We start from the raw sequence: 23,353 nt of genomic DNA, 5'->3' as shown, positions 1-23,353 counted from the left end.
CGGAATTGGCGATATCGCTGTGAATCGGTCGATCCATGCACGCTGAATTCGGCCGACACTTCTTGTTTGAAACGTTTCAGATAGGCTATCATCCGATTTCCAGCTTGGCAACTTCGCTCGGGCACAATGGCGACACTCCGCGATGTGGCGAACCGGGCCGGCGTCTCGATCGGTTCGGTCTCGGCCGTGGTCAACCGGACGGCCCCGGTCAGCGCCACGCTGCGGCAGCGGGTGACGGCGGCGATCGAGGAGCTGGGCTACGCCCCCGACGGGGTGGCCCGCAGCCTCAAGACGGGCCGCACCCGCACCATCGGCCTGGTTATCCCCGACATCACCAACCCGTTGTTCGCGGCGCTGGCGGCGGCGATCGAGGTGGCGTGCGACGCCGCCGGCTACATGCTGGTGCTGTGCGCCACGGCGGATGATCCGGAGAAGGAGCTGCGGCACCTGCAGCTGATGCGGACCCAGCGCGCCGCCGGCCTGATCCTGGTGCTCAGCGGGGTCGAACCCGGCAATGCCGAGGCGATCCGGCGCATCGTCACCATGCCGGCAGTGCTGGTCGACCGCACCCTGCAGGGGCTCGATTTCGATTCGGTCACGCTCGACAACCGCGCCGCCAGCCGCATGGCGGTCGAGTACCTGATCCGCAGCGGGCACCGCCGCATCGGCATCGTCACCGGCCGCCCGGGGATCTCGATCTCGACCGAGCGCTTCGAGGGCTACCGCCAGGCGCTGGCGGAGAACGGCGTCGGCTTCCGCGAGGACCTCGTCGCCTGCGGCGACTTCCGGATCGACGCGGCCTACGACGCGACGGCGGCGCTGCTGCATCGCCGGCCGCGGCCGACCGCGGTCTTCTCGACCAGCAACCTGACGACGATCGGGGTGATGCGGGCCATCGCCGACCAGGGCTTCCGCTGCCCGAAGGACGTCTCGGTCGCCGGCATCGACGATTTCGAATGGAGCACCGCCTTCTCGCCGCGGCTGACCACCGTGGTCCAGCCGGTCAAGGAGATCGGGCTCAAGGCGGTGGAATGCCTGCTGGCCCGGCTCGACGGCACATCGCCCGCCGAACCGGTGCGGGCCCGGTTCGCGCCCCAGCTGGTGGTGCGCGATTCCTGCCGGGTGATCGGCTGAGCCTCAGCCGTTGACGACGAAACGCAGCGGGTCGGGCTGGGCCTGGCAGGCATCGACCGGCTGTTGGTCCGGCGCGTCGAGGAAGCGGCCGGCCAGGGTCTCGGCGCAGGGGTCGCTGCCGATCAGCCCGTGGCCCTCGTCCGGGCGCTCGACCAGGAATCCGTTCGGCAGATGCGAGGCGGCGGCGCGTGCCCACATCACCGGCGTCACCGGGTCCATGCCGCCGACCAGGATCAGCGCCGGGATGGCGCTGTCGACTGGCTGGGCGCCGAGATCGTCGGCCGGGCCGGCGGGCCAGGCCGGGCAGGTCGAGCCAACGGCGGTGCGGGCATCGCCGGCATCGGGCGCCAGGCATTCGGCGAGGTCGTAGGCGCCGTTGGCGATGGTCGGGTCCAGCTGGCTGGCCAGCCATTGCCGCGCGGCGTCCTCATAGGCCTCGTCGCGATCGGCATCGATGCCGGCGATCAGCGCCGGCAGCGTGGCCGCGTCGTCGCGGGAATAGAGGTCGTTGAACACCACCTCGGCCAGCATGCCGCCGGTGAACATCAGCGCCGCCTCGCCCCCGCCATCCGGCCGGTCGACGGTGACGGTCGGCGGCTCGTCGTCCAGCTTCTCCATCAGCACCCGGTAGCGGTCGCCCAGGTTGGGGTAGGCGGCGGCACAGGCCGGATCGGCGTTGCAGGCGGCGAAGACGCGCTGCAGCGACCGGTCGCCGTCGGGGTCGTCCTCCTCGGAGGGTGTGAACAGGTTGGTGCCGGGCGGGTAGACGCCGTCCAGGATCATGGCCGCGATGCCGTCGGGAAAGCGCCGCACGGTCTCGAGCGCCAGCCGGGTGCCGTAGGACGATCCGAACAGCACCCAGCGGTCGATGCCGAGGGCGAGGCGCAGATCGGCGACGTCGCGGGCGCTGTCGACCGTGGTGTAGTGGGTCAGGTCGCGCCCTTCCGCCTCCCAGCGGGTGCGGCAGGTGCCGGCCGCGGCCACCGCCTCGGTGCCGGTGATGTCGCCGCCCTCCGGACTGTTGGCGCGGATCTGGGCCTCGACCATCTCCGGGCAGGTGAGGTTGGGCACCGAACGGCCCATGCCGCGCTGGTCGTACAGCACCAGCCGCCGCTTCTGCAGCCAGTCGTTGCGGGCGATCAGGTCCCACCAGCGGGCGATGCCGTCAGGGTCGAGGCCGGCGGCGCCGCCGGGTCCGCCCTCGAGATACAGGATCGGCGGCGCGTCGCCGGACTGGCCCGGGGTGGACAGGATGGCGATCGCCAGGGTCACGGTCATGCCGTTCGGCCGGTCCCGGTTCTCCGGCAGGATGACCGTGCCGCAGGTCGCCGCCCGCCCCTCGGGCACGGTGAAGCTGCAGGCGGCGGTGTGGAACTCCGGTGTGGCGGCCGCGGCCTGGGCGCCGCCGGTCACGGCCAGCAGCGCGATCAGGATCAGGGTACGGGTCATCATCGGCATTCGGATCAGGGACATCGGCGGGCACAGGCTAGGACGGGGACCGGGGCGGCGCCATGCGGCAAGAGCGTCGCCCGGATGCCGTCTCCTGCCGCCCGATTGCGGCAACGGTGCGGCCGTCGCGCTATTCCGCCGCCAGCATGGTCCGCGCCGCGGCGTTGGCTACCAGCCGGACCACCTGCAGCCCGCGGTCAAGATCGGCGCGCAGCGCGGCGGCCGCGGCCGCCGTGCCGGCGTCAGGCCGGCGGGCGGCGTCGCGGCGGGCATGGTCCAGCACCTCGGCGTCGATGTCGCCGTCGAGCAGCAGGACGTCGGCCCGCCGCAGCGCTGCGAGGGACCGCAGCGTCAGGTCCTGCACACCGCCCGGGCCGACCGCGATCCGGGTCAGCGATCCCGGCGGCGGGGCGGCCTCGGCCATGCGCTCCAGCAGGTCCAGCGCCGCGGCGCGGTCCGGGGCGCCGTGCCGGTAGAGGTGGCGCCAGAAGGCCAGGCGCCGGGCGGGATCGGCGATGCGCTGCCGGATCTCGTGGCGCAGCCGGCCGGACAGCGCGACCAAGCGGCCGAGGCCGGGCGGGATCAGGGCCTCCAGCTCCTGCCGGATCAGCCCGGCCACGGCGGGTGCCGCGCCGCCGGTCGAAAACGCCACCACCAGCGGCGACCGGTCGAGGATCGCCGGCAGGATGAAGTCGCACAGCTCCGGCCGGTCGACGACATTGACCGGGACGCCGGCCTGCCGCGCCAGCGCGACGCAGTGCCGGTTGGTCCTGTCGTCGCCGGACGCATCGATCACCAGGCAGGCGCCGCGCAGGTGGTCGATGGTCAGCGGGCCCGGCGGCAGCTCGGTCTCGGCGATGGCGGCGGCAGCAAGCAGGTCGGGGTCGGGGCGCACGGCGACCAGCCGGATCGTGGCGCCGGCGCGGCGCAGCAGCTCGAGCTTCGGCAACGCCGCCTCGCTGCCGCCGATCAGCACGCAGACCCGGCCGCGCACGGTCAGGAAGATCGGCAGATGGGGCAGGGCATCAGCCGGCGGCGGCAAGGTCGGCATGGGCGACGATCTCCTTCAGCTCCGGCACGCAGGACCCGCAATTGGTCCCGGCACCCAGCAGGGCGCCAAGATCCTTCACCCCGACGGCCCCGCCTTCGCTGAGCGCGCGCAGGATGCGGTCGAGCCCGACGCCGAGGCAGGCGCAGACGATGCGGCCCTCGGTCGCCACCCCGGCCGGGGCGCGGCCGCTGAGCAGGGCGCGGCGGTCGGCCTCGTCGATGTCAGGCGCATCAGCCGCGAAACGGGCCAGCAGCCATTCCGGGTCGGGCAGGCGGCCGGGCGGAGCGACGTAGAGGCACTCGGCCAGCCCGTCGGCATCGAGGGTGGCGAGGCGGAACAGGCCGCGCCTCGCGTCGGCGAACTCGATCACCTCCCGGCCGCCGGCAGGCGCCAGCAGCGACCGGCCCAGGATGATGCCGTCGGCCGGCGGTTCCGGGCCGCCCAGGGTGTAGATCTGGCAGCCGGCGGCGGCCCGGCGGGTCCAGTACACCAGGCCGGTCGGGCGCTGGCGGCGGCGGGAGATCAGGAACCCCTCCCAGCCCAGCGCGATCCGGCGCAGCGCGATCGGGATGTGCTTCAGCTCCGGCTGGCCCGAGATGGGGTCGACGGCGGGGCTGGCCAGCTTGCCGGCGACGCAGTCGGCGGTGAAGCGGTCGTTCCAATGCATCGCCAGGAAGGCCTGGCCCGGGGCCTGGTCGGGCGTGAGCCGGACCCGGGCGACGGCGCGTCCCCAGGCGCTGTCCAGCCGCGCCAGGTCGCCTTCGGCCAAGCCGTGCCGGCTTGCGTCGTCGGGATGCAGCTCGACCGCCGGCTCCGGGCTGTTGGCGGCCAGGCGCGGGACCGCGCCGGTGCGGGTCATGGTGTGCCACTGGTCGCGCAGCCGGCCGGTGTTCAGCAGCATCGGCCGGTCGCGGTCGGGCCGGTGGATGGGTGCCCGCTGCCGCACTGCGATGAAGCGGGCGCGTCCGTCCGGCGTCGGGAAGCGGCCATCGGAGAACAGCCGCGCAGTCCCGCTCGGCCGGCCGGCGGGCAGGGGCCACTGCACCGGTTCCAGCGCGTCGTAGCCGGCAGGGCCGATGTCGGCGAGGGCGCCGAGGTCGAACACCCGCTCGCCGCCGTTCTCGAAGGCGGACAGGGCGGCGTGTTCACGGAAGATCGCCGCCGGGTCCTCATACGGGAAGGCGTCGGCGAAGCCCATGCGGCGGGCGACCTGCGTGACGATCCACCAATCCGGCCGGGCCTGGCCGGGCAGGGGGCGGAAGGCGCGCTGGCGCGAGATCCGGCGCTCGGAATTGGTCACGGTGCCGTCCTTCTCGCCCCAGCCGGCGGCGGGCAGCAGCACATCGGCCAGGCGGGCGGTGTCGGTCTCCGCCGTGACGTCGGAGACGACGACCAGGTCGCAGCCGCGCAGGCCACGGCGCAGCCGATCGGCATCCGGGGCGCTGACCGCCGGATTGGTCGCCATGATCCACAGCGCCTTGATCCGGCCGGCCGACACTGCCTCGAACAGCTCCACCGCCTTCAGGCCGGCGGTTTCGGTCAGGCGCGGCACCTGCCAGAAGCGGCGCACCCGGTCGCGCGATGCCGGGTCCTCGATCGCCATGTGGGCCGCGAGCTGGTTGGCCAGGCCGCCGACCTCGCGCCCGCCCATGGCGTTGGGCTGGCCGGTGACCGAGAAGGGACCTGCGCCCGGCCGGCCGATCCGGCCGGTGGCGAGGTGGCAGTTGACGATGGCATTGACCTTGTCGGTGCCCTGGGTCGACTGGTTCACGCCCTGGGAGTAGATGGTCAGCGTCGCCTGGGTCTCGGCGAACCAAGTGTAGAAGCGCCGCACCGCCTCCTCCGGCAGATGGCAGCCGGCAGCGACGGCGGCGATGTCGGGCGCGTCGTCGGCGGCGGCCATCGCCGCCTGCTCGAAGCCGGCGGCATGGGCGGCGATCCAGCCGCGATCGAGCGCGCCCGTCCGCACCAGATGGGCCAGCAGCCCATTGAACAACAGCACATCGGTGCCGGGGGCGATGGCCAGGTGCAGGTCGGCCTCGTCGCAGGTCGCGGTGCGGCGCGGGTCGATCACCACGATCCTGGTGCCGCGGGTCTCGCGCGCCGCCAGCAGGCGGCGGTGCAGGATCGGGTGGCACCAGGCGGCATTGGAGCCGACATAGATCGCGAGGTCCGCCTGCTCCCAATCCTCGTAGCAGCCCGGCACCACATCCTCGCCGAAGGCGCGGCGGTGGCCGGCGACCGACGAGGCCATGCACAGCCGGGAGTTGGTGTCGATGTTGCCGGAGCCGATGAAGCCTTTCATCAGCTTGTTGGCGACGTAGTAATCCTCGGTCAGCAATTGGCCGGACACGTAGAACGCGACCGCATCCGGCCCGTGCCGTTCGATGGTGTGGGCGAAGCCGCGGGCGACGTGGTCCAGCGCCTCGTCCCAGCTTGCGGTCCGGCCGCCGATCATCGGGTCGAGCAGCCGGCCGTCCAGGCCCAGTGTCTCGCCCAGCGCCCCGCCCTTGGAACACAGCCGGCCGAAATTCGCCGGGTGGATGGGGTCGCCCGCCACCCTCCCGTCCGTCGCCGCCGCGACACCGCAGCCGACGCCGCAATAGGGGCAGGTGGTGCGCACCTCAGCCATTCGCGACCAGCCGGGGTGCGGGCAGGCCGAGGAGCACCCGGCCGCCGGTCAGCTCGACCGCGATGCGGTGGACGCAGCCCTCGTCCGGCCCCTCGACCGCGCCGGTCTCCAGGCTGATCACCCAGGCATGCAGCGGGCAGGTGACGCTGGCGCCATGCACGATGCCCTGCGACAGCGGCCCGCCCTTGTGCGGGCAGCGGTCGTAGAGGGCGAAGACCCGGTCGTCGGCGGTGCGGAACAGGGCGATATCGCCCTCCGGGCTCTTCACCACCCGGGCGCCCATCGGCGGAATGTCGTCGAGCGTGCCGACATCGATCCACAGCGGCATCATCATCCCACCTCGGCCAGGGAGCGGAACTCGTGGGCCTCGGCGCCGGCGGCGCGTTCGGCCCAGGGGTCGGTCTGCGCGAATTGCTGCGAATGCAGGAAGCGGGCGTGCAGGCGCTTGCGCGACTCCGCGTCCTCGACCACCCGGCGCTTGACGTGGTCGAGGCCGACCCGCTCGATCCACGGCGCCGTGCGCTCGAGATAGTGCGACTCCTCGCGGTGCAGCTGCATGAAGGCGCCGCAATACTCCAGCACCTCGGCCTCGGTCTCGACCTTGCACAGGAAGTCGGTGGCGCGCAGCTTGATGCCGCCATTGCCGCCGACATGCAGCTCCCAGCCGCTGTCGACCGCGATCACGCCGAAATCCTTGATCGTCGCCTCGGCGCAGTTCCGCGGGCAGCCGGACACCGCCATCTTGAACTTGTGCGGCGTCCAGCTGCCCCAGCTCATCCGCTCCAGCGCGATGCCCATGGCGGTCGAATCCTGGGTGCCGAAGCGACACCATTCCGACCCGACGCAGGTCTTCACCGTGCGCAACGCCTTGCCGTAGGCGTGGCCGGAGACCATGCCGGCGGCGTTCAGGTCGCGCCACACCTCCGGCAGCTGCTCCTTCTTCACCCCCAGGAGGTCGATGCGCTGGCCGCCGGTCACCTTCACGCTCGGGATCTGGTAGCGGTCGACCACGTCGGCGATGGCGCGCAGCTCCTTGGCGCTGGTGACGCCGCCCCACATCCGCGGCACCACGGAATAGGTGCCGTCCTTCTGGATGTTGGCGTGGGCGCGTTCATTGATGAAGCGCGACTGCTGGTCGTCGCGGTATTCGCCCGGCCAGGCGCAGATCAGGTAATAGTTCAGCGCCGGCCGGCATTTGGCGCAGCCATTCGGGGTGCGCCAGCCCAGATCCTGCATCACCGCGGGGATGCTGCGCAGCTCGCGCGCCAGGATCAGCCGCCGGACCTCGTCATGGCCGTAATCGGTGCAGCCGCAGACCGCCTTGACCGCCGGCCCGCCGGCATAGCTGTCGCCCAGCGTCACCGCCAGCAGGCTATCGACCAGCCCGGTGCAGGAGCCGCAGGAGGACGAGGCCTTGGTGTGGGCCCGCACCTGGTCGAGGCTGGCCAGCCCCTTCGTGGTGATGGCCTGGACGATGGTGCCCTTGCAGACGCCGTTGCAGCCGCAGATCTCCGCCTCGGGCGGCAGGGCGGCAACGGCCTGCTTAGGGTCCGGCGCCGCACCCCCGGCGGCCAGCGCGCGGCCGAAGATCAGCCCGTCGCGCATCGCGGCGATGTCCTGGCCCTCGCGCAGCAGCTGGAAGAACCAGGCGCCGTCGGCGGTGTCGCCGTACAGCACCGCGCCGGCGATGCGGTCGTCCTTCAGGACCAGCCGTTTGTAGATGCCGCGGGCGGCGTCGCGGAAGACGATGTCCTCGCAACCCTCGCCGCCCTGGAAGTCGCCGGCCGAGAACATGTCGATGCCGGTGACCTTCAGCTTGGTCGACAGCGCCGTGCCGCGATAGGTGCTGTCGGCGGTGCCGGCCAGCTGGTCGGCGCAGACCCGCGCCATGTCCCACAGCGGCGCGACCAGACCGTAGGTCTTGCCCTGGTGCTGCACGCATTCGCCGACCGCGAGGATGCAGGGGTCGGCGGTGACCATGCGGTCGTCGACCACGATGCCGCGCTCGACCGCCAGCCCGGCGGCCCGGGCCAGCGCCGTGGCCGGGCGGATGCCGACCGCCATCACCACCAGGTCGGCCGGGATCGTCCGGCCGTCCTTCAGCCGCACCGCCTCGACCCGGTCGGCGCCCTCGATTGCGGCGGTGTCGGCCTCGGTCAGCACGGTGATGCCGCGGCCCTCCAGCTCCCGCTTCAGCAGGTAGGCCGCGGCGGCGTCGAGCTGCCGCTCCATCAGCACCGGCATCAGGTGCAGCACGGTGACCTCCATGCCGTTGGCGCGCAGGCCGTTCGCGGCCTCCAGGCCCAGCAGGCCGCCGCCGATCACCACGGCACGGGTGCGGCCCTCGCGCGCCGCCGCCAGCATCGCCTCGACATCGGCGATGTCGCGGAAGGTGATGACGCCGGGCAGGGTGTGGCCCGGCACCGGAATGACGATCGGGTCGGACCCGGTGGCCAGCAGCAGCCGGTCGTAGCGGCAGCGGCTGCCGTCGGCGCCCACCACCTCGCGCGCCTCGCGGTCGATCGCCGTCACCCGCATGCCGGCGCGGAGGTCGATGCCGTTGGCGTCGTACCAGGCGCGGTCGTTGATCACGATCTCGTCGAACCGCTTCTCCCCGGCCAAGACCGGCGACAGCATGATGCGGTTGTAGTTCACCTGCGGCTCGGCGCCGAACACGGTGACGGCGTAGCGGTCGGGGGCGCGGGCCAGCAGCTCCTCCACCGCCCGCATCCCGGCCATGCCGTTGCCGATTACGACCAGCCGCTCCTGCGGCCCCCAGCTTCCTTCAGGCATCGGATGTCTCCTGGTCAGGCGGCGGCGGTGGTGAAGCGCTGGCGCTCGTACAGGAAGCGCAGCACCTGGACCCGGCTGGCGGCATAGGCCGGGTCGTCGGCCAGGGCCAGGCGGCGGCGCGGCCGGGCCAGCGGGATGTCCAGCACCTCGCCGATGGTGGCGGCGGGGCCGTTGGTCATCATCACGATGCGGTCGGATAGCAGCACCGCCTCGTCGACATCGTGGGTGATCATCAGCACGGTGTTGCCGAGCGCGGCGTGGATCTCCATCACCGAATCCTGGAGATGCGCCCGGGTCAGGGCGTCGAGCGCGCCGAACGGCTCGTCCATCAGCAGAATCTTCGGCTGCATCGCCAGCGCCCGGGCGATGCCGACGCGCTGTTTCATGCCGCCGGAGATCTCGCCCGGCCGCTTGTCCTTGGCGTGGGCCATGTGGACCAGGGCGAGGTTGTGCATCACCCAGTCGTGGCGCTCGGCCGCGTTCTTGGTTCGCCCGAACACCTTGTCGACCGCGATCCGGACATTGCCGTAGACGGTCAGCCAGGGCAGCAGCGAGTGGTTCTGGAACACGATCGCCCGGTCCGGGCCGGGGCTGTCGACGACCTGCCCGTCCAGCAGCACTTCGCCGGTGGTGGACCGGATCAGGCCGCCGACGATGTTCAGCAGGGTCGACTTGCCGCAGCCGGAATGGCCGATGATCGAGACGAACTCGCCCTTGGCGATGCCGAGGTCGACATCGACCAGCACCTCGCTGACCGCGCTGCCGCGGGTGAAGCGCATGCCGATCCGTTCGATCGAGAGATAGCTGTCCATCGCGTCCTCCCTCAGGCCGAGGTGCCGCGGGCGACCAGCGCGCCGGCGAAACCGATGAGACGGTCGAGGACGAAGCCGACCAGCCCGACATAGACCAGCGCCACGATGATGTCGCTGATGCGCGAGCTGTTCCACGCGTCCCAGATGAAGAAGCCGATGCCGATGCCGCCGATCAGCATCTCGGCCGCGATGATCGCAAGCCAGGACAGGCCGATGCCGATGCGCAGGCCGGTGAAGATGTAGGGCACGGTGGCCGGCAGGGTGATCTTGGTGAACACCTCCCAGCCCGACAGGCGCAGCACCCTGGCGACGTTGCGGTAGTCCTGCGGGATGTTGCGCACCCCGACCGCGGTGTTGATCACGATCGGCCAGATCGAGGTGATGAAGATCACGAAGATCGCCGAGGGCTCGGCCTTCTGGAAGCCGGCCAGCGAGATCGGCAGCCAGGCCAGCGGCGGGATGGTGCGCAGCACCTGGAAGATTGGGTCCAGGCCGCGCATCGCCCAGACGCTCTGGCCGATCAGCACGCCGAGCGCGACCCCGGCCACGGCGGCCAGGGCGAAGCCGATGGCGACCCGCTGCAGGCTGGTGGCGATCTGCCAGAAGGCGCCTTTGTCGACCCCGCCATTGTCGTAGAACGGGTCGATGATGAAGTCCCAGGTGTCGTCCAGCACCTTCAGCGGCGACGGCAGGTTGGAGGTCGGGCTGGAGCACAGCAGCTGCCAGGCCAGCAGCAGCAGCGCCAGCACGATCAGCGGCGGGATCACCCGGGCGGCGGCCTCGACGGCGAGGCGGGACAGGACGGGGCCGAGCGGCGGCCGCGCCACCGGCAGGGACAGGATCCGTCCGGCCGGCTTCGACGCGGCGGTCGGGGTAGGAGCTTCGGATAGGATCTGAGCGGACTGAGGCACGAGGCTGGCTCCGGCTGGCTGTCGTCGGGGCGTCAGGCGACGGTCTTGATGGCGAGGCTGGCGAGGTAGGCGTCGGGCGCGTCGGGATCGAAGACCTTGCCGTCGAAGAAGGTCTCCTTGCCGCGCGAGGGACTGGTGGGGATCTCGGCCGGCGCCACGCCGATCGCCTGGGCGGCTGCGCGCCACAGGTCCTCGCGGTTGACCTTGGCGATCAGGGCCTTGAGGTCGGTGTCGGGGGCGATGTAGCCCCAGCGCCGGTCCTCGGTCAGGAACCACAGCTCGTGGCTCTGGTAGGGGTAGGAGGCGAAGTCCTGCCAGTATTTCATCAGCAGCGGGCTGTTCTCGACCTTGCGGCCGTCGCCGTAGTCGATGGTGCCCAGCGAGCGCGGCAGGATGTCGGCCGGGGGCACGTTGAACCATGCCCTCCGGCCGATGATCTGGGCCATTTCTTCCTTGTTCTCCGGCTTCTCCGCCCAGCGCTGGGCCTCCAGCACCGCCTGCAGCAGGGCCGCGACCGCCTTCGGATGGGCGTCGATCCAGTCGGCCCGCAGCGCCAGGCTCTTCTCCGGGTGGTCCTTCCAGATCTCGCCGGTGGTGCAGGCGGAATAGCCGATGCCCTGGTGCACCAGCTGGTCGCCCCAGGGTTCGCCGACGCAGAAGGCCTGCATGTTGCCGACCTTCATGTTGGCGACCATCTGCGGCGGCGGCACCACGATGGTGCTGACGTCCTTGTTCGGGTCGATGCCGGCGGCGGCCAGCCAGTAGCGCATCCACAGGTCGTGGGTGCCGCCGGGGAAGGTGACGGCGCACTTCACCTCCTGCCCCTTGGCCTTCATGTCGGCGAAGGCGGCCTTCAGCCCCGTGGCGTCGACCGTGGCGCCGGCCGGCATCAGCTCCTTGGCCACCGAGATCGCCTGGCCGTTGGTGTTCAGCCGGCACAGGATCTGCATCGGCAGCGGCCGGTTCTCGGCGGTGATGGTGCCCAGCGTCAGCAGGTAGGGCATCGGCGTCAGGATGTGGGCGCCGTCGATGCCGCCGCCGGCCGAGCCGAGCACCAGGTTGTCGCGGGTGGTGGCCCAGGAGGCCTGCTTCGCGACGCTGGCCTCGGTCAGCCCGACCTTGTCGAACAGGCCCTTTTCCTTGGCGATGATCAGGGGCGCGGAATCAGTGAGGGCGATGAAGCCGAGCGCCACCTTGGCCGTCTCCAGCCCCGACCCTTCGGCAAAGGCGCCGGACGGAAAGGCAGCGCGGATCGCGGCGATGGTCGCGGCGGCCCCGCCCAGCCGGGCGGTGCCCTGCAGCAGGCGGCGGCGGCTGAAGCCCGGGGTGGTGGTGTGGTTGCGTGTGGTCATGGAAGCCCCCTTCGGTTCGGTCAGCCGCGTTGCGTCGCGGCGGTTGCGTCGGGGCCGGCGGTGACGCCGAGCCCGGCGAGATAGGTGTCGATGTCGGCGGGGTCGAAGGCCCGCCCGTCGCAGAAGCGGTCGGCGCCCAGCGCGATGTCGCCGGCCGGGTCGGCCAGCACCCAGGCGGTGTCGTGGTCGCCCTCCTGCTTGGCGTCGGTCGTGGGCGCCGGGTAGCCGAGGTCCCAGGCGGCGGCGCGGTACAGGTCCGGCCGGTAGACCGCGGCCGCCGCGGCGGCGATGTCGACGCCGTCGGGCAATTCGCCCCAGCGCCGCAGCTGCGCCAGGAACCAGGCGGCGTGCGACCGCCAGGGCAGGCCGGCGGCGCGGCGGTGATAGACCGGACCCTGGGCCGGCAACCCGTCGATCAGTGTATCGCCCGGCCGGCCGACCAGGCTGGCGGCGATCGATGCCGCCGGGGCGTTCAGCACTTCCGGTGCCGCCAGCATCGCCACCGCCTCGGCCCGGTGCTTCGGCCGGTCCAGCCAGGCGGCGGCGCGGATCAGGGCGCGCAGCACGGCATGATGGGTCTCCGGCCGGGCCTCGGCCCAGGTGCGGGTGACGGCGAACACCTTTTCCGGCGCGTTGTTCCAGATCTGCCAGCCGGTGGTGGCGGTGACGCCGACACCCTGGTCGACCGCAACGTCGCCCCAGGGGGCGCCGACGCAGAAGCCGTCGACCCGCCCGGCCGACAGATGCGCCACCATCTGCGGCGGCGGCACCACGACGATGCGCACGTCGCGCTGCGGGTCGACCCCGCCGGCCGCCAGCCAGTAGCGCAGCTGGTCGTGGTGGCTGGACACCGGGAAGACGATGGCGAAGACCGGGGGCGGGGCCCCCGCGCGGCGCCTTGCGGCGACGACGGCCGCGACCGCCGTGGCCGACCCGGCCGCGGCGCCGTCCGGATCCGCCGCCGCCATCTCCGCCGCCAAAGCGCGCGAGACCGTGACCGCATTGCCGTTCAGGTTCAGCGACAGCCCGACCACCATCGGCGTCTTCGGGCCGCTCAGGCCCAGGGTGATGGCCAGCGGCAGCGGCGCCAGCATGTGGGCGCCGTCCAGTATCCCGCAGACCAGCTTGTCGCGCAGGCTGGCCCAGCTGCTCTCGCGCGACAGCCGGACCGCCAGCCCCTCCTCGCGGAAGAAGCCCTTCCGCTCGGCCACGATCAGCGGCGCGCAATCGGCCAGCGGCACGAAACCGAGGGTGAGGCGATCGCAGTCCGGCCGATCCGTCATAGCCCGCTCCAAAAACGAAAAGGCGCCCGAGAGGATGCGGAAACCGCACCTGCTCGGACGCCTTTGCCCGGAGCGACGGCCCGTGATGGACCGCCGCAATATCGTCGGACGGACGCCATTGCCCGTCTTCGCCAAGACGATACGCAATTCGCGTGCCAATCCCGGGATTCTGCGGGGCCGGATCCTGGGAGCCAGCGTCACTGCCGGACTCCTATGGCCGGACGATGAACGGAGACTGGCGGCGAGGCGTTGCGGTGCGGCAGGATTTTGCCCCGCCATTGTGCAATGCACAAAAAAGCGGCGAAAACGGCTATGGCTAATCCCTAGCCAGCAGCTCGCTGATGCTGATCACCTGCTCGGCGATCTCGGCCAGCGGCTTGCCGCGGTCCATCGCCAGTTTGCGCAGCGCCTTGTAGGCCTCGTCCTCGGCCATGCCGCGCTGCTGCATCAGGATGCCCTTCGCGCGCTCGATCCGCTTGCGCTCGGCCAGCGAGGCGCGGGTGCGGTCCAGCTCGTCGCGCATCGCCTGGAAGGCCTGGAACCGGGCGATCGCGGCCTCCAGCACCGGCTTCACCCGGTGCGGACTGAGGCCGTCGACGACATAGGCGCTGACCCCGGCGCGGATCGCTTCGCCGATCGCAGCATCGTCGCTCTGGTCCACGAACATCACGATTGGCCGCGGCCGTTCGCGGCTGACGCTGCGCATGTGCTCCAGCGCGTCGCGGTTGGGCGCGTCGAGGTCGACGATGATCACGTCCGGCTCGATCTCGCGCACCTTCGCCAGCAGGTTCTCGGTGCCGCTGACGGCCACGACCACGCCGTGGCCGGCCGCGGCCAGCGCCGCCTCGACCAGGCGGCAGCGCTCGGCATTTTCGTCGACCAGGAGGATGCGCAGGACCAAATCGGCTGCCGTAGGTGACGGGGTGGCTGACCGGATCTCAGCAAGTTCCGGACCACTGCGCAGCGATTGGGCAGCGCCCGTTGCCGCAGGTGCCTCGATCCCTAAGCCGGCCGCGGTGCCGGCGGCTGGCCCGGATCTTGCTTCGGTCTGCCATGCAGGTGCGAAAGCGCAAAAAGGCAGAAAGAACGATCTGGAGGTTTCACGATGGCATTGTCGCAGAAGCATTGGGTGATCGGCGCCGCGCTGGCGGTGACCATGGGGCTGGCCGTGTCCAGCGGCGCGCGAGCGGCCGAGGACACCATCAAGGTCGGCATCCTCCATTCCCTGTCCGGCACCATGGCGATCAGCGAGACCACGCTGAAGGACGTCATGCTGATGCTGATCGACGAGCAGAACAAGAAGGGTGGTTTGCTGGGTAAGAAGTTGGAGGCCGTGGTGGTCGATCCGGCTTCCGACTGGCCGCTCTTCGCCGAGAAGGCGCGGCAGCTGATCTCGGTCGACAAGGTTGCGGCCACCTTCGGCTGCTGGACCTCGGTGTCGCGCAAGTCGGTGCTGCCGGTGTTCGAGGAGCTCGACGGCCTCCTATTCTACCCGGTGCAGTACGAGGGCGAGGAAAGCTCGCGCAACATCTTCTACACCGGCGCCGCGCCGAACCAGCAGGCGATCCCGGCGGTCGACTACCTGATGAACGAGGAAGGGGTGCAGCGCTGGGTGCTGGAAGGCACCGACTACGTCTATCCCCGCACCACCAACAAGATCCTCGAGGCCTATCTGAAGGCCAAGGGCGTGGCGCCCGAGGACATCTCGGTCAACTACACGCCGTTCGGCTTCTCCGACTGGCAGACCGAGGTCGGCAAGATCAAGAGCTTCGGCTCCGCCGGCAAGAAGACCGCCGTGGTCTCGACCGTCAACGGCGACGCCAACGTGCCGTTCTACAAGGAGCTGGCGAACCAGGGCGTCAAGGCCACCGACATCCCGGTCGTCGCCTTCTCGGTCGGCGAGGAGGAGCTGGCCGGCATCGACACCACCCCGCTGGTCGGCCATCTCGCCGCCTGGAACTACTTCGAAAGCGTGGACACGCCGGAGAACAAGGACTTCATCGCCAAGTGGCACGCCTTCATCAAGAACGACAAGCGCACCACCAATGACCCGATGGAGGCGCACTACATCGGCTTCAACATGTGGGTGAAGGCGGTGGAGAAGGCGGGCACCACCGACCCCGACAAGGTGATCGACGCGATGATCGGCGTCTCCGTGCCGAACCTGTCCGGCGGCTACTCCACCATGATGCCGAATCACCACATCACCAAGCCGGTGCTGATCGGCGAGATCCAGGCCGACGGCCAGCTGCAGACGGTGTGGCAGACCACCGGCCTGGTCCCGGGCGACGAGTGGTCGGACTACCTCGAAGGTTCGAAGGACCTGATCTCGGATTGGCGGGCGCCGCTGTCGTGCGGGAACTTCAACGTCAAGACCGGCAAGTGCGGCGGGTCCGGGTCCTGAGTTCGGCCTGGAGGGGAGGCCGGGAGGTGCGGGGGCACCTCCCGGTTCGTTCGGAACTGACATGATTGGTCCGCTGATGACCGGTGCGCATGGCAAGTGTTTCCAGGAGAGGTCTGCGCTGCGCCGCGGCGTCCGCGCCCTCACGCTTCTGCTCCTGATCCTGCTGCCGGTCACCGCGCGGGCCGAGATCGCGCCCGAGGTGCTGGCGCGGTTCGCCTCGACCAACAATGACGACATCCTGGCCGGCATCGATGGGCTGGCGGCGTCCGGCGACGCGCAGGCGCCGGCGATCCTGGACGCGCTCGGCGCCGGCCGGCTGGTCGCCGCGCCGGGCGGCGTCCTGGCGATCAAGACCGAGGCCGGCGGCTATGTCGATGCCGCGACCGGGGCGGCGCTGGCCGCGGAGCCGGCCGGGGGCAAGCCGGTCCGGGTCAACAACCGGCTGCGCCGCGGCATCGAGATGGCGATGGGGACGCTGACCCTGGTCTCGCCCGACCCGGCCAAGCGGCTGGACGCGGCCGCCTCGGTGTTCAAGTCGCGCGATCCGAATTCGCGCGCGGCGGTGGAGACGGCGCTGGCGCGCGAGACCGACCCCGCGGTGAGCCGAGCCTTCGCCGAGGCGCGGGCCGCCATCATCCTGGCCCATGGCGGCACGGATGACGAACTGCTGACAGCGATCGATACGGTCTCCGCCCGTGGCGACCAGGAGGCGCGGGCCCTGCTGGCTGGCGTGGCGAAGCCCTCCGCCGACGTCGCAGCCGCGCTCCAGGCCGCGATCGGACGGATCGACACAAGGCTGGCGATCTGGAACGGGGTGCAGAGCCTCTATTACGGGCTGAGCCTCGGCTCGGTGCTGCTGATCGCCGCCATCGGCCTGGCCATCACCTTCGGGGTGATGGGCGTGATCAACATGGCGCATGGCGAGATCGTCATGCTCGGCGCCTACACCACTTATCTGGTGCAGGAAGGGTTCCGGCAATACGCGCCGAACCTGTTCGACTATTCGCTGGCGGTGGCGCTGCCGCTGGCCTTCCTGGTCGCGGGCCTGGCCGGCGTCGCGATCGAGCGCACCATCATCCGCTTCCTCTACGGCCGGCCGCTGGAGACGCTGCTCGCCACCTTCGGCCTGTCGCTGCTGCTGCAACAGGCGGTTCGGACGATCTTCGGCCCGTCGAATCGCGAGGTCGGCAACCCCGCCTGGATGTCCGGCGCCGTCGACCTCGGCGGCCTAGCCCTGACCTGGAACCGCCTCTGGATCATCGTCTTCGCGCTGCTGGTCTTCGCCGCGCTGATGCTGGTCCTGCGATACACCGCGCTGGGCCTGCAGATGCGGGCGGTGACCCAGAACCGGCGCATGGCCGCGGCCATGGGCATCCGCACCGGCCGGGTCGACATGCTGACCTTCGGCATCGGCTCCGGCGTCGCCGGCATCGCCGGGGTGGCGCTCAGCCAGATCGACAATGTCAGCCCCAATCTGGGCCAGGGCTACATCATCGACAGCTTCATGGTGGTGGTGTTCGGCGGCGTCGGCAACCTGTGGGGCACGCTGGTCGGGGCGCTGTCGCTCGGCGTTGCCAACAAGCTGCTGGAGCCGTGGGCCGGGGCGGTGCTGGGCAAGATCGCGATCCTGGTCGGGATCATCCTGTTCATCCAGCGGAAGCCGCGCGGGCTGTTCCCGCTCAAGGGCCGGGCGGTGGAATCATGATCACGTCCCGCCTGCTCCGCGCCGGCTGGGCGCCGGCCTTCGCCCTCGGCTTGGTCGCGGTCGCAGTGCTGATCCTGCTGGCGAATGTGGCGCTGCCGCCGGACTCGGCGCTGTATGTGCCCGGCTATGCCGTCAGCCTGATGGGCAAGTACCTGTGCTACGCGCTGCTGGCCCTCGCCATCGACCTGGTCTGGGGCTATGTCGGCATCCTCAGCCTCGGCCACGGCGCCTTCTTCGCTCTCGGCGGCTACGCCATGGGCATGTACCTGATGCGCCAGATCGGTTCGCGCGGCACCTATGGCAACCCGGTGCTGCCCGACTTCATGGTGTTCCTGAACTGGCCGGAGCTGCCGTGGTACTGGCTCGGCTTCGACCAGTTCTGGTTCGCGGCGCTGATGGTGCTGCTGGTGCCGGGCGCGCTGGCCTTCGTGTTCGGCTGGTTCGCCTTCCGCAGCCGGGTGTCCGGGGTCTATCTCTCGATCATCACCCAGGCGATGACCTACGCCCTGCTGCTGGCCTTCTTCCGCAACGACATGGGCTTCGGCGGCAACAACGGCCTGACCGACTTCAAGGACCTGCTCGGCTTCAGCCTGCAGGCGGATGCGACGCGGGCGGGTCTGTTCCTGGCCAGCGCGGTGCTGCTGGCCGCCGCCTTCCTGCTGTGCCGCGCCATCACCCGGTCGCGCTTCGGCAAGGTGCTGATCGCCATCCGCGACGCCGAAAGCCGCACCCGATTCCTCGGCTACCGCGTCGAATCCTACAAGCTGCTGGTCTTCACCCTGTCGGCGATGATGGCCGGGGTGGCCGGCGCCCTCTATGTGCCGCAGGTCGGCATCATCAACCCCGGCGAATTCGCCCCGGCCAATTCGATCGAGGCGGTGATCTGGGTCGCGGTCGGCGGCCGCGGCACCCTGATCGGCCCGATCATCGGCGCGGTCACGGTCAATTTCGGCAAGACCGTGTTCACCAACCTGCTGCCCGAATTCTGGCTGTTCGCCCTGGGGGCGCTGTTCATCCTGGTCACGCTGGTGCTGCCCAAGGGCATCGTCGGCGCGGTCCAGTCGGCAGCGCGGTCCTGGCGCGACCGCCCCGGCCGGCGCAAGGCCGACGCCGTTGCCGCCGAGGTGCCGCGATGACCTCGCCCGACCCGCAGGCCGCCACCCAGGCGCTGCTGTATCTCGACGGCGTCAATGTCAGCTTCAGCGGCTTCCGGGCCCTCAACGCCCTGTCGCTGGTGATCGAACCCGGCGAGATGCGGGCGATCATCGGCCCGAACGGGGCCGGCAAGACCACCATGATGGATGTCATCACGGGCAAGACCCGGCCGGACCAGGGCGAGGTGCTGTTCCGCGGCACCCACGACCTGACCCGGCTGGACGAGACGGCGATCGCGGGCCTCGGCATCGGGCGCAAGTTCCAGAAGCCGACGGTGTTTGACAGCCACACGGTCGGGGACAACCTCCTCCTGTCCCTGGCGGGCCCGCGGTCGCCGACCAACCTGCTGTTCGGCCGCCTGCGGCCCGATGCGGCGGAGCGGATCGACGAGATCCTGGCCGTCACCCGGCTGGGCGCCCAGCGCGACCGCCTCGCCGGGGCACTGTCGCATGGCCAGAAGCAGTGGCTGGAGATCGGCATGCTGCTGGCGCAGGAGCCGGCGCTGCTGCTGGTCGACGAGCCGGTGGCCGGCATGACCGACGCCGAGACCGAGGCCACGGCGACGCTGCTGCGCGAGATCAACAAGACCCGGTCGGTGGTGGTGGTGGAGCACGACATGCATTTCGTCCGCGCCCTCGGGGTCAAGGTGACGGTGCTGCACGAGGGCTCGGTGCTGGCCGAAGGGCCGCTCGACGCCGTCAGCGCCGACGAGCGCGTCATCGACGTCTATCTCGGGCGCTAGACGATGCTGTCCGTCGAAGCCATCGACCTGTTCTACGGCGCCGCCCAGGCGCTGCGCCGGGTCTCGCTCGGGGTCGAGACCGGCCAGGTGACTTGCCTGCTCGGCCGCAACGGCGTCGGCAAGACCAGCTGCCTGCGCGCCATCGTCGGCCAGCAGCCGGTCGCCTCCGGCAGGATCCTGTGGGAGGGGCAGGACATCTCCCGGCTGCCGACGGCGGAACGGGCGCGGCGCGGCATCGCCTTCGTGCCCCAGGGCCGCGAGATCTTTCCCCTGCTGACGGTGAAGGAGAACCTGGAGACCGGCTTCGCCGTGCTGCCGCGGCGCGAGCGCCGCATCCCGGAAGAGATCTTCGAGCTGTTCCCGGTGCTGAAAACCATGCTCGGCCGGCGCGGCGGCGACCTCTCGGGCGGGCAGCAGCAGCAGCTGGCGATCGGCCGGGCGCTGGTGACCCGGCCGCGACTGCTGATCCTCGATGAGCCGACCGAGGGGATCCAGCCTTCGATCATCAAGGACATCGGGCGCGTCATCGCGATGCTGCGCGAACGCGGCACCATGGCGATCCTGCTGGTCGAACAGTATTTCGACTTTGCCCACGCGCTGGGGCAGCGGCTGGTGGTGCTGGATCGCGGCGAAGTCGTGGTGGACGGGGACAAGACAGCGCTCGATGAAGACAGCGTCCGTCGTCACCTTACGGTCTGACCCGCCAGCCCTCGCGGCGCCGGCGGCCGTGGCCGTCCCCTTGGCGCGTGCCCGCGGCCGGCTGAACCTTGCCTTCAAGCGGCGGGGGGCGGAGACGGTGCTCGATGTCCTGTTCCAGGAGGGCTGCGCCAAGGCGCGCTTCCCGCGGCAGGAGGCCGGGGCGCTGGCCGGCGCGGTGCTGCTGAACACAGCCGGCGGGCTGACCGGCGGCGACCGGCTGATCCAGTCCGTCCGCTGGGGCGACGGCACCGCGGCGACGGTGGCGGGACAGGCGGCGGAACGCATCTACCGCTCGCTCGGCGAAGCCGCGGTCATCACGACCCGGCTGGCGGTCGAGGCCGGCGCCACGGCGGAATGGCTGCCGCAGGAAACCATCCTGTTCGACCGCGCCCGGCTTGACCGCGACCTGCAGATCGACCTGCACGGCGATGCCGAGTTCCTCGGGGTCGAAGCGATCGTGTTCGGTCGGACGGCGATGGGCGAGACGGTGCGGCAGGGCGTCCTGCGCGATGCCTGGCGCATCCGGCGGGATGGGCGCCTGCTCTACGCCGACGCGCTGGCGGTCGACGGCGATCCGGCGGCGGCGCTGGACCGGCCGGGGCTCGGCCGCGGCGCGCGGGCGGTGGCGACCCTGCTCTTCGTCGCGCCGGCCGCGGCCGCCCTGATCGACCCGCTGCGCGCGGCGCTGGCGGAGGTGCAGGGCCTTGCCGGGGCCAGCGCCTGGAACGGCCTGCTTGTCGCCCGCTTCGCCGCCCCCGACGGCGCCGCGCTGCGGCGTGACCTGATCTCGGCGCTCGGCGTCCTGCGGGCCGGGCGCCCGCTGCCGCGCGTCTGGCAATGTTGAAGGCTGGGAGGAGTCTCCGTGAACCTGACCCCACGGGAGAAGGACAAGCTGCTGATCGCCATGGCCGCGATGGTGGCGCGCCGGCGGCTGGAACGCGGCGTGAAGCTGAATTATCCCGAAGCGATCGCGCTGATCTCCGACTTCGTCACCGAAGGCGCCCGCGACGGCCGCTCGGTCGCCGCGCTGATGGCGGAAGGGGCGGCGGTGCTGACCCGCGACCAGGTGATGTCCGGGGTGGCGGAGATGATCCACGACGTCCAGGTCGAGGCCACCTTCCCCGACGGCACCAAGCTGGTGACCGTCCACCAGCCGATCCGATGAGGACATCCACATGATCCCGGGCGAACTGATGCCGGCGGCGGGCGAGATCCTGCTCAATGCCGGGCGGGACAGCATCGTGCTGACCGTGGCCAACACCGGCGACCGGCCGATCCAGGTCGGCAGCCACTATCACTTCTTCGAGACCAACCCGGCCCTGTCGTTCGACCGGGCGGCGGCACGGGGCCGGCGGCTCGACATCGCCTCCGGCACCGCGGTGCGGTTCGAACCGGGGCAGAGCCGCGAGGTGCGGCTGGTGGCGCTGGCCGGCGCCCGCATCGCGATCGGCTTCCGCCAGGCGGTCATGGGGCCGCTCGATCCGGTCCAGGGCTAGGGGAGGCCATCCATGCCCGTTTCCATCTCCCGCGCCGCCTATGCCGACATGTTCGGCCCGACCACCGGCGACCGGCTGCGCCTGGCCGACACCGACCTGGTGATCGAGATCGAGCGCGACCACACGGTCTATGGCGAAGAGGTCAAGTTCGGAGGCGGCAAGGTGATCCGCGACGGCCAGGGCCAGGGCCAGGCGACCCGGGCCGAAGGCGCCGTCGACACCGTCATCACCAACGCCGTGATCCTGGACCACTGGGGCATCGTCAAGGCCGATGTCGCGATCCATGACGGCCGCATCGCCGCCATCGGCAAGGCCGGCAACCCCGACATCCAGCCGGGCGTCGACATCGTCATCGGCCCGGGGACCGAGGTGATCGCCGGCGAGGGCAAGATCCTGACCGCCGGCGGCATCGACTGCCACATCCACTTCATCTGCCCGCAGCAGGTGGAGGAGGCGATCGCCAGCGGCATCACCACCCTGGTCGGCGGCGGCACCGGCCCCTCCACCGGCACCAAGGCCACCACCTGCACCCCCGGCCCCTGGCACATCGCCCGCATGCTGCAGGCGGCGGAAGGGCTGCCGGTCAACCTCGCCATCTCCGGCAAGGGCAACGCCAGCCGGCCGGACGCGCTGATCGAACAGATCCGCGCCGGCGCCTCATCGCTCAAGCTGCATGAGGATTGGGGCACCACCCCGGCGGCGATCGACTGCTGCCTCGGCGTCGCCGACGCGATGGACGTGCAGGTGATGATCCACACCGACACGCTGAACGAATCCGGCTTCGTCGAGGACACCATCGCCGCCTTCAAGGGCCGCACCATCCACGCCTTCCACACCGAAGGCGCGGGCGGCGGCCATGCGCCCGACATCATCCGGGTGGCGAGCCTCGCCAACGTCATCCCGTCCTCGACCAACCCGACCCGGCCCTTCACCGTCAACACGCTCGACGAGCATCTCGACATGCTGATGGTGTGCCATCACCTCGATGCCGGGATCCCGGAGGATGTCGCCTTCGCCGAAAGCCGGATCCGGCGCGAGACCATCGCGGCCGAGGATATCCTGCACGACCTCGGTGCCTTCTCGATCATCTCGTCGGACAGCCAGGCGATGGGCCGGATCGGCGAGGTGATCCTGCGCACCTGGCAGACCGCGCACAAGATGAAGGTCCAGCGCGGAAGGCTGGCGCAGGAGACCGGCGACAACGACAACGCCAGGGTCAAGCGCTACGTCGCCAAATACACCATCAACCCGGCGATCGTGCAGGGGCTCAGCCGCCATGTCGGCTCGATCGCGGTGGGCAAGCTGGCCGACCTCGTGCTGTGGGACCCGGCCTTCTTCGGGGTGAAGCCGGACATGGTGCTGAAGGCCGGCACCATCTCGGTGGCGCTGATGGGCGACCCCAACGCCTCGATCCCGACGCCGCAGCCGGTGCATTACCGGCCGATGTTCGGCAGCTTCGGCCGGACGATGGCGGCCTCGGCCGTCACCTTCGTGTCCAAGGCGGCGCTGGAGGACGGCATCGGCCAGCGGCTGCGCCTGGCGCGCGAGGTGGTGGCGGTCGAAGGCACGCGGGGCATCGGCAAGGCCGACATGGTGCACAATTCCGCGACGCCGGTGATCGAGGTCGACCCCGAGACCTACGAGGTGCGCGCCGACGGCGAGTTGCTGACCTGCGAACCCGCCGCCGAGCTGCCGCTGGCGCAGCGGTACTTTCTGTTCTGAGATGGCTGTGATC

The 23,353-nt window shown here is 70.8% G+C and carries 20 protein-coding genes; 10 read left to right on the top strand and 10 right to left on the bottom strand.

Annotation, left to right across the window (positions count from 1 at the left end):
* Window positions 1–126: 126 nt before the first annotated feature.
* On the top strand, window positions 127–1,134 hold the full coding sequence (locus AB4112_RS17575; protein ID WP_441721479.1) for a LacI family DNA-binding transcriptional regulator: 1,008 nt from the start codon (window positions 127–129) through the stop codon (window positions 1,132–1,134).
* A 3-nt stretch (window positions 1,135–1,137) separates the two neighbouring features.
* On the opposite strand, the gene AB4112_RS17570 is transcribed toward AB4112_RS17575, so the two are convergent.
* From AB4112_RS17570 to AB4112_RS17525, 10 genes are all read right to left on the bottom strand, one after another.
* Window positions 1,138–2,583 carry an alpha/beta fold hydrolase gene (locus AB4112_RS17570; RefSeq protein WP_441721476.1) on the bottom strand — a complete coding sequence of 482 codons (1,446 nt, stop codon included), beginning with the start codon at window positions 2,581–2,583 and terminating at the stop codon, window positions 1,138–1,140.
* Between the two features lie 130 nt (window positions 2,584–2,713).
* The gene (locus AB4112_RS17565; RefSeq protein ID WP_441721473.1) at window positions 2,714–3,634 is read right to left on the bottom strand and encodes an NAD(P)-dependent oxidoreductase; all 921 of its coding nucleotides are present in this window, start codon (window positions 3,632–3,634) and stop codon (window positions 2,714–2,716) included.
* Window positions 3,609–6,266: a molybdopterin-dependent oxidoreductase gene (locus AB4112_RS17560; RefSeq protein ID WP_441721470.1), complete on the bottom strand. Its 2,658-nt coding sequence runs from the start codon at window positions 6,264–6,266 to the stop codon at window positions 3,609–3,611. The genes AB4112_RS17565 and AB4112_RS17560 overlap by 26 nt, the downstream gene beginning before the upstream one ends.
* Window positions 6,259–6,600 carry a nitrite reductase small subunit NirD gene (nirD, locus tag AB4112_RS17555; protein ID WP_441721467.1) on the bottom strand — a complete coding sequence of 114 codons (342 nt, stop codon included), beginning with the start codon at window positions 6,598–6,600 and terminating at the stop codon, window positions 6,259–6,261. Before nirD ends, AB4112_RS17560 begins: the two co-directional genes overlap by 8 nt.
* On the bottom strand, window positions 6,597–9,059 hold the full coding sequence (gene nirB, locus AB4112_RS17550) for a nitrite reductase large subunit NirB (RefSeq protein WP_441721465.1): 2,463 nt from the start codon (window positions 9,057–9,059) through the stop codon (window positions 6,597–6,599). The genes nirD and nirB overlap by 4 nt, the downstream gene beginning before the upstream one ends.
* Window positions 9,060–9,073: 14 nt before the next feature.
* The gene (locus tag AB4112_RS17545; protein WP_309791757.1) at window positions 9,074–9,871 is read right to left on the bottom strand and encodes an ABC transporter ATP-binding protein; all 798 of its coding nucleotides are present in this window, start codon (window positions 9,869–9,871) and stop codon (window positions 9,074–9,076) included.
* A gap of 11 nt (window positions 9,872–9,882) precedes the next feature.
* Window positions 9,883–10,782, bottom strand: a complete 900-nt coding sequence (gene ntrB / locus AB4112_RS17540) for a nitrate ABC transporter permease (protein WP_441721462.1) — start codon at window positions 10,780–10,782, stop codon at window positions 9,883–9,885.
* 32 nt (window positions 10,783–10,814) lie between these two features.
* Complete coding sequence (locus tag AB4112_RS17535) at window positions 10,815–12,134, bottom strand: CmpA/NrtA family ABC transporter substrate-binding protein (RefSeq protein WP_441721459.1); 1,320 nt, start codon at window positions 12,132–12,134, stop codon at window positions 10,815–10,817.
* 20 nt (window positions 12,135–12,154) lie between these two features.
* Window positions 12,155–13,417 (bottom strand): CmpA/NrtA family ABC transporter substrate-binding protein, encoded by a 1,263-nt coding sequence (locus AB4112_RS17530; RefSeq protein WP_441721456.1) that lies wholly within the window; start codon window positions 13,415–13,417, stop codon window positions 12,155–12,157.
* Between the two features lie 316 nt (window positions 13,418–13,733).
* A complete protein-coding gene (locus tag AB4112_RS17525) occupies window positions 13,734–14,318 on the bottom strand; it encodes an ANTAR domain-containing response regulator (protein WP_441721453.1) in 585 nt (194 codons plus the stop codon).
* A 255-nt stretch (window positions 14,319–14,573) separates the two neighbouring features.
* Here AB4112_RS17525 and urtA point away from each other — a divergent pair, with 255 nt between their 5' ends.
* The 9 genes from urtA to ureC all read left to right on the top strand — a co-directional run bounded on the left by urtA (window position 14,574) and on the right by ureC (window position 23,340).
* Entirely contained in the window at window positions 14,574–15,821 is a 1,248-nt protein-coding gene (gene urtA, locus AB4112_RS17520; RefSeq protein ID WP_441721498.1) for an urea ABC transporter substrate-binding protein, read from the top strand.
* A 76-nt stretch (window positions 15,822–15,897) separates the two neighbouring features.
* Window positions 15,898–17,526, top strand: coding sequence for an urea ABC transporter permease subunit UrtB (urtB, locus tag AB4112_RS17515; protein ID WP_441721450.1), 1,629 nt, complete (start codon window positions 15,898–15,900; stop codon window positions 17,524–17,526).
* Complete coding sequence (gene urtC / locus AB4112_RS17510) at window positions 17,523–18,662, top strand: urea ABC transporter permease subunit UrtC (RefSeq protein ID WP_309791766.1); 1,140 nt, start codon at window positions 17,523–17,525, stop codon at window positions 18,660–18,662. Before urtB ends, urtC begins: the two co-directional genes overlap by 4 nt.
* Complete coding sequence (gene urtD / locus AB4112_RS17505) at window positions 18,659–19,423, top strand: urea ABC transporter ATP-binding protein UrtD (protein ID WP_309791767.1); 765 nt, start codon at window positions 18,659–18,661, stop codon at window positions 19,421–19,423. Before urtC ends, urtD begins: the two co-directional genes overlap by 4 nt.
* A gap of 3 nt (window positions 19,424–19,426) precedes the next feature.
* Window positions 19,427–20,122, top strand: a complete 696-nt coding sequence (urtE, locus tag AB4112_RS17500) for an urea ABC transporter ATP-binding subunit UrtE (RefSeq protein WP_309791768.1) — start codon at window positions 19,427–19,429, stop codon at window positions 20,120–20,122.
* Window positions 20,123–20,150: 28 nt separating this feature from the next.
* Window positions 20,151–20,966: an urease accessory protein UreD gene (locus AB4112_RS17495; protein ID WP_309791769.1), complete on the top strand. Its 816-nt coding sequence runs from the start codon at window positions 20,151–20,153 to the stop codon at window positions 20,964–20,966.
* An 18-nt stretch (window positions 20,967–20,984) separates the two neighbouring features.
* Window positions 20,985–21,287 (top strand): urease subunit gamma, encoded by a 303-nt coding sequence (locus tag AB4112_RS17490; protein WP_309791770.1) that lies wholly within the window; start codon window positions 20,985–20,987, stop codon window positions 21,285–21,287.
* A gap of 10 nt (window positions 21,288–21,297) precedes the next feature.
* A complete protein-coding gene (locus AB4112_RS17485) occupies window positions 21,298–21,618 on the top strand; it encodes an urease subunit beta (protein ID WP_309791771.1) in 321 nt (106 codons plus the stop codon).
* Window positions 21,619–21,630: 12 nt separating this feature from the next.
* Window positions 21,631–23,340 carry an urease subunit alpha gene (ureC, locus tag AB4112_RS17480; RefSeq protein ID WP_441721443.1) on the top strand — a complete coding sequence of 570 codons (1,710 nt, stop codon included), beginning with the start codon at window positions 21,631–21,633 and terminating at the stop codon, window positions 23,338–23,340.
* Window positions 23,341–23,353 lie beyond the last annotated feature (13 nt).

This window comes from Inquilinus sp. 2KB_23 (assembly GCF_052115705.1).
GTDB classification, from domain to species: domain Bacteria; phylum Pseudomonadota; class Alphaproteobacteria; order DSM-16000; family Inquilinaceae; genus Inquilinus; species Inquilinus ginsengisoli_A.
Note: the sequence above shows the minus strand (reverse complement) of the source record. Positions and strands in the feature narration are given on the sequence as shown.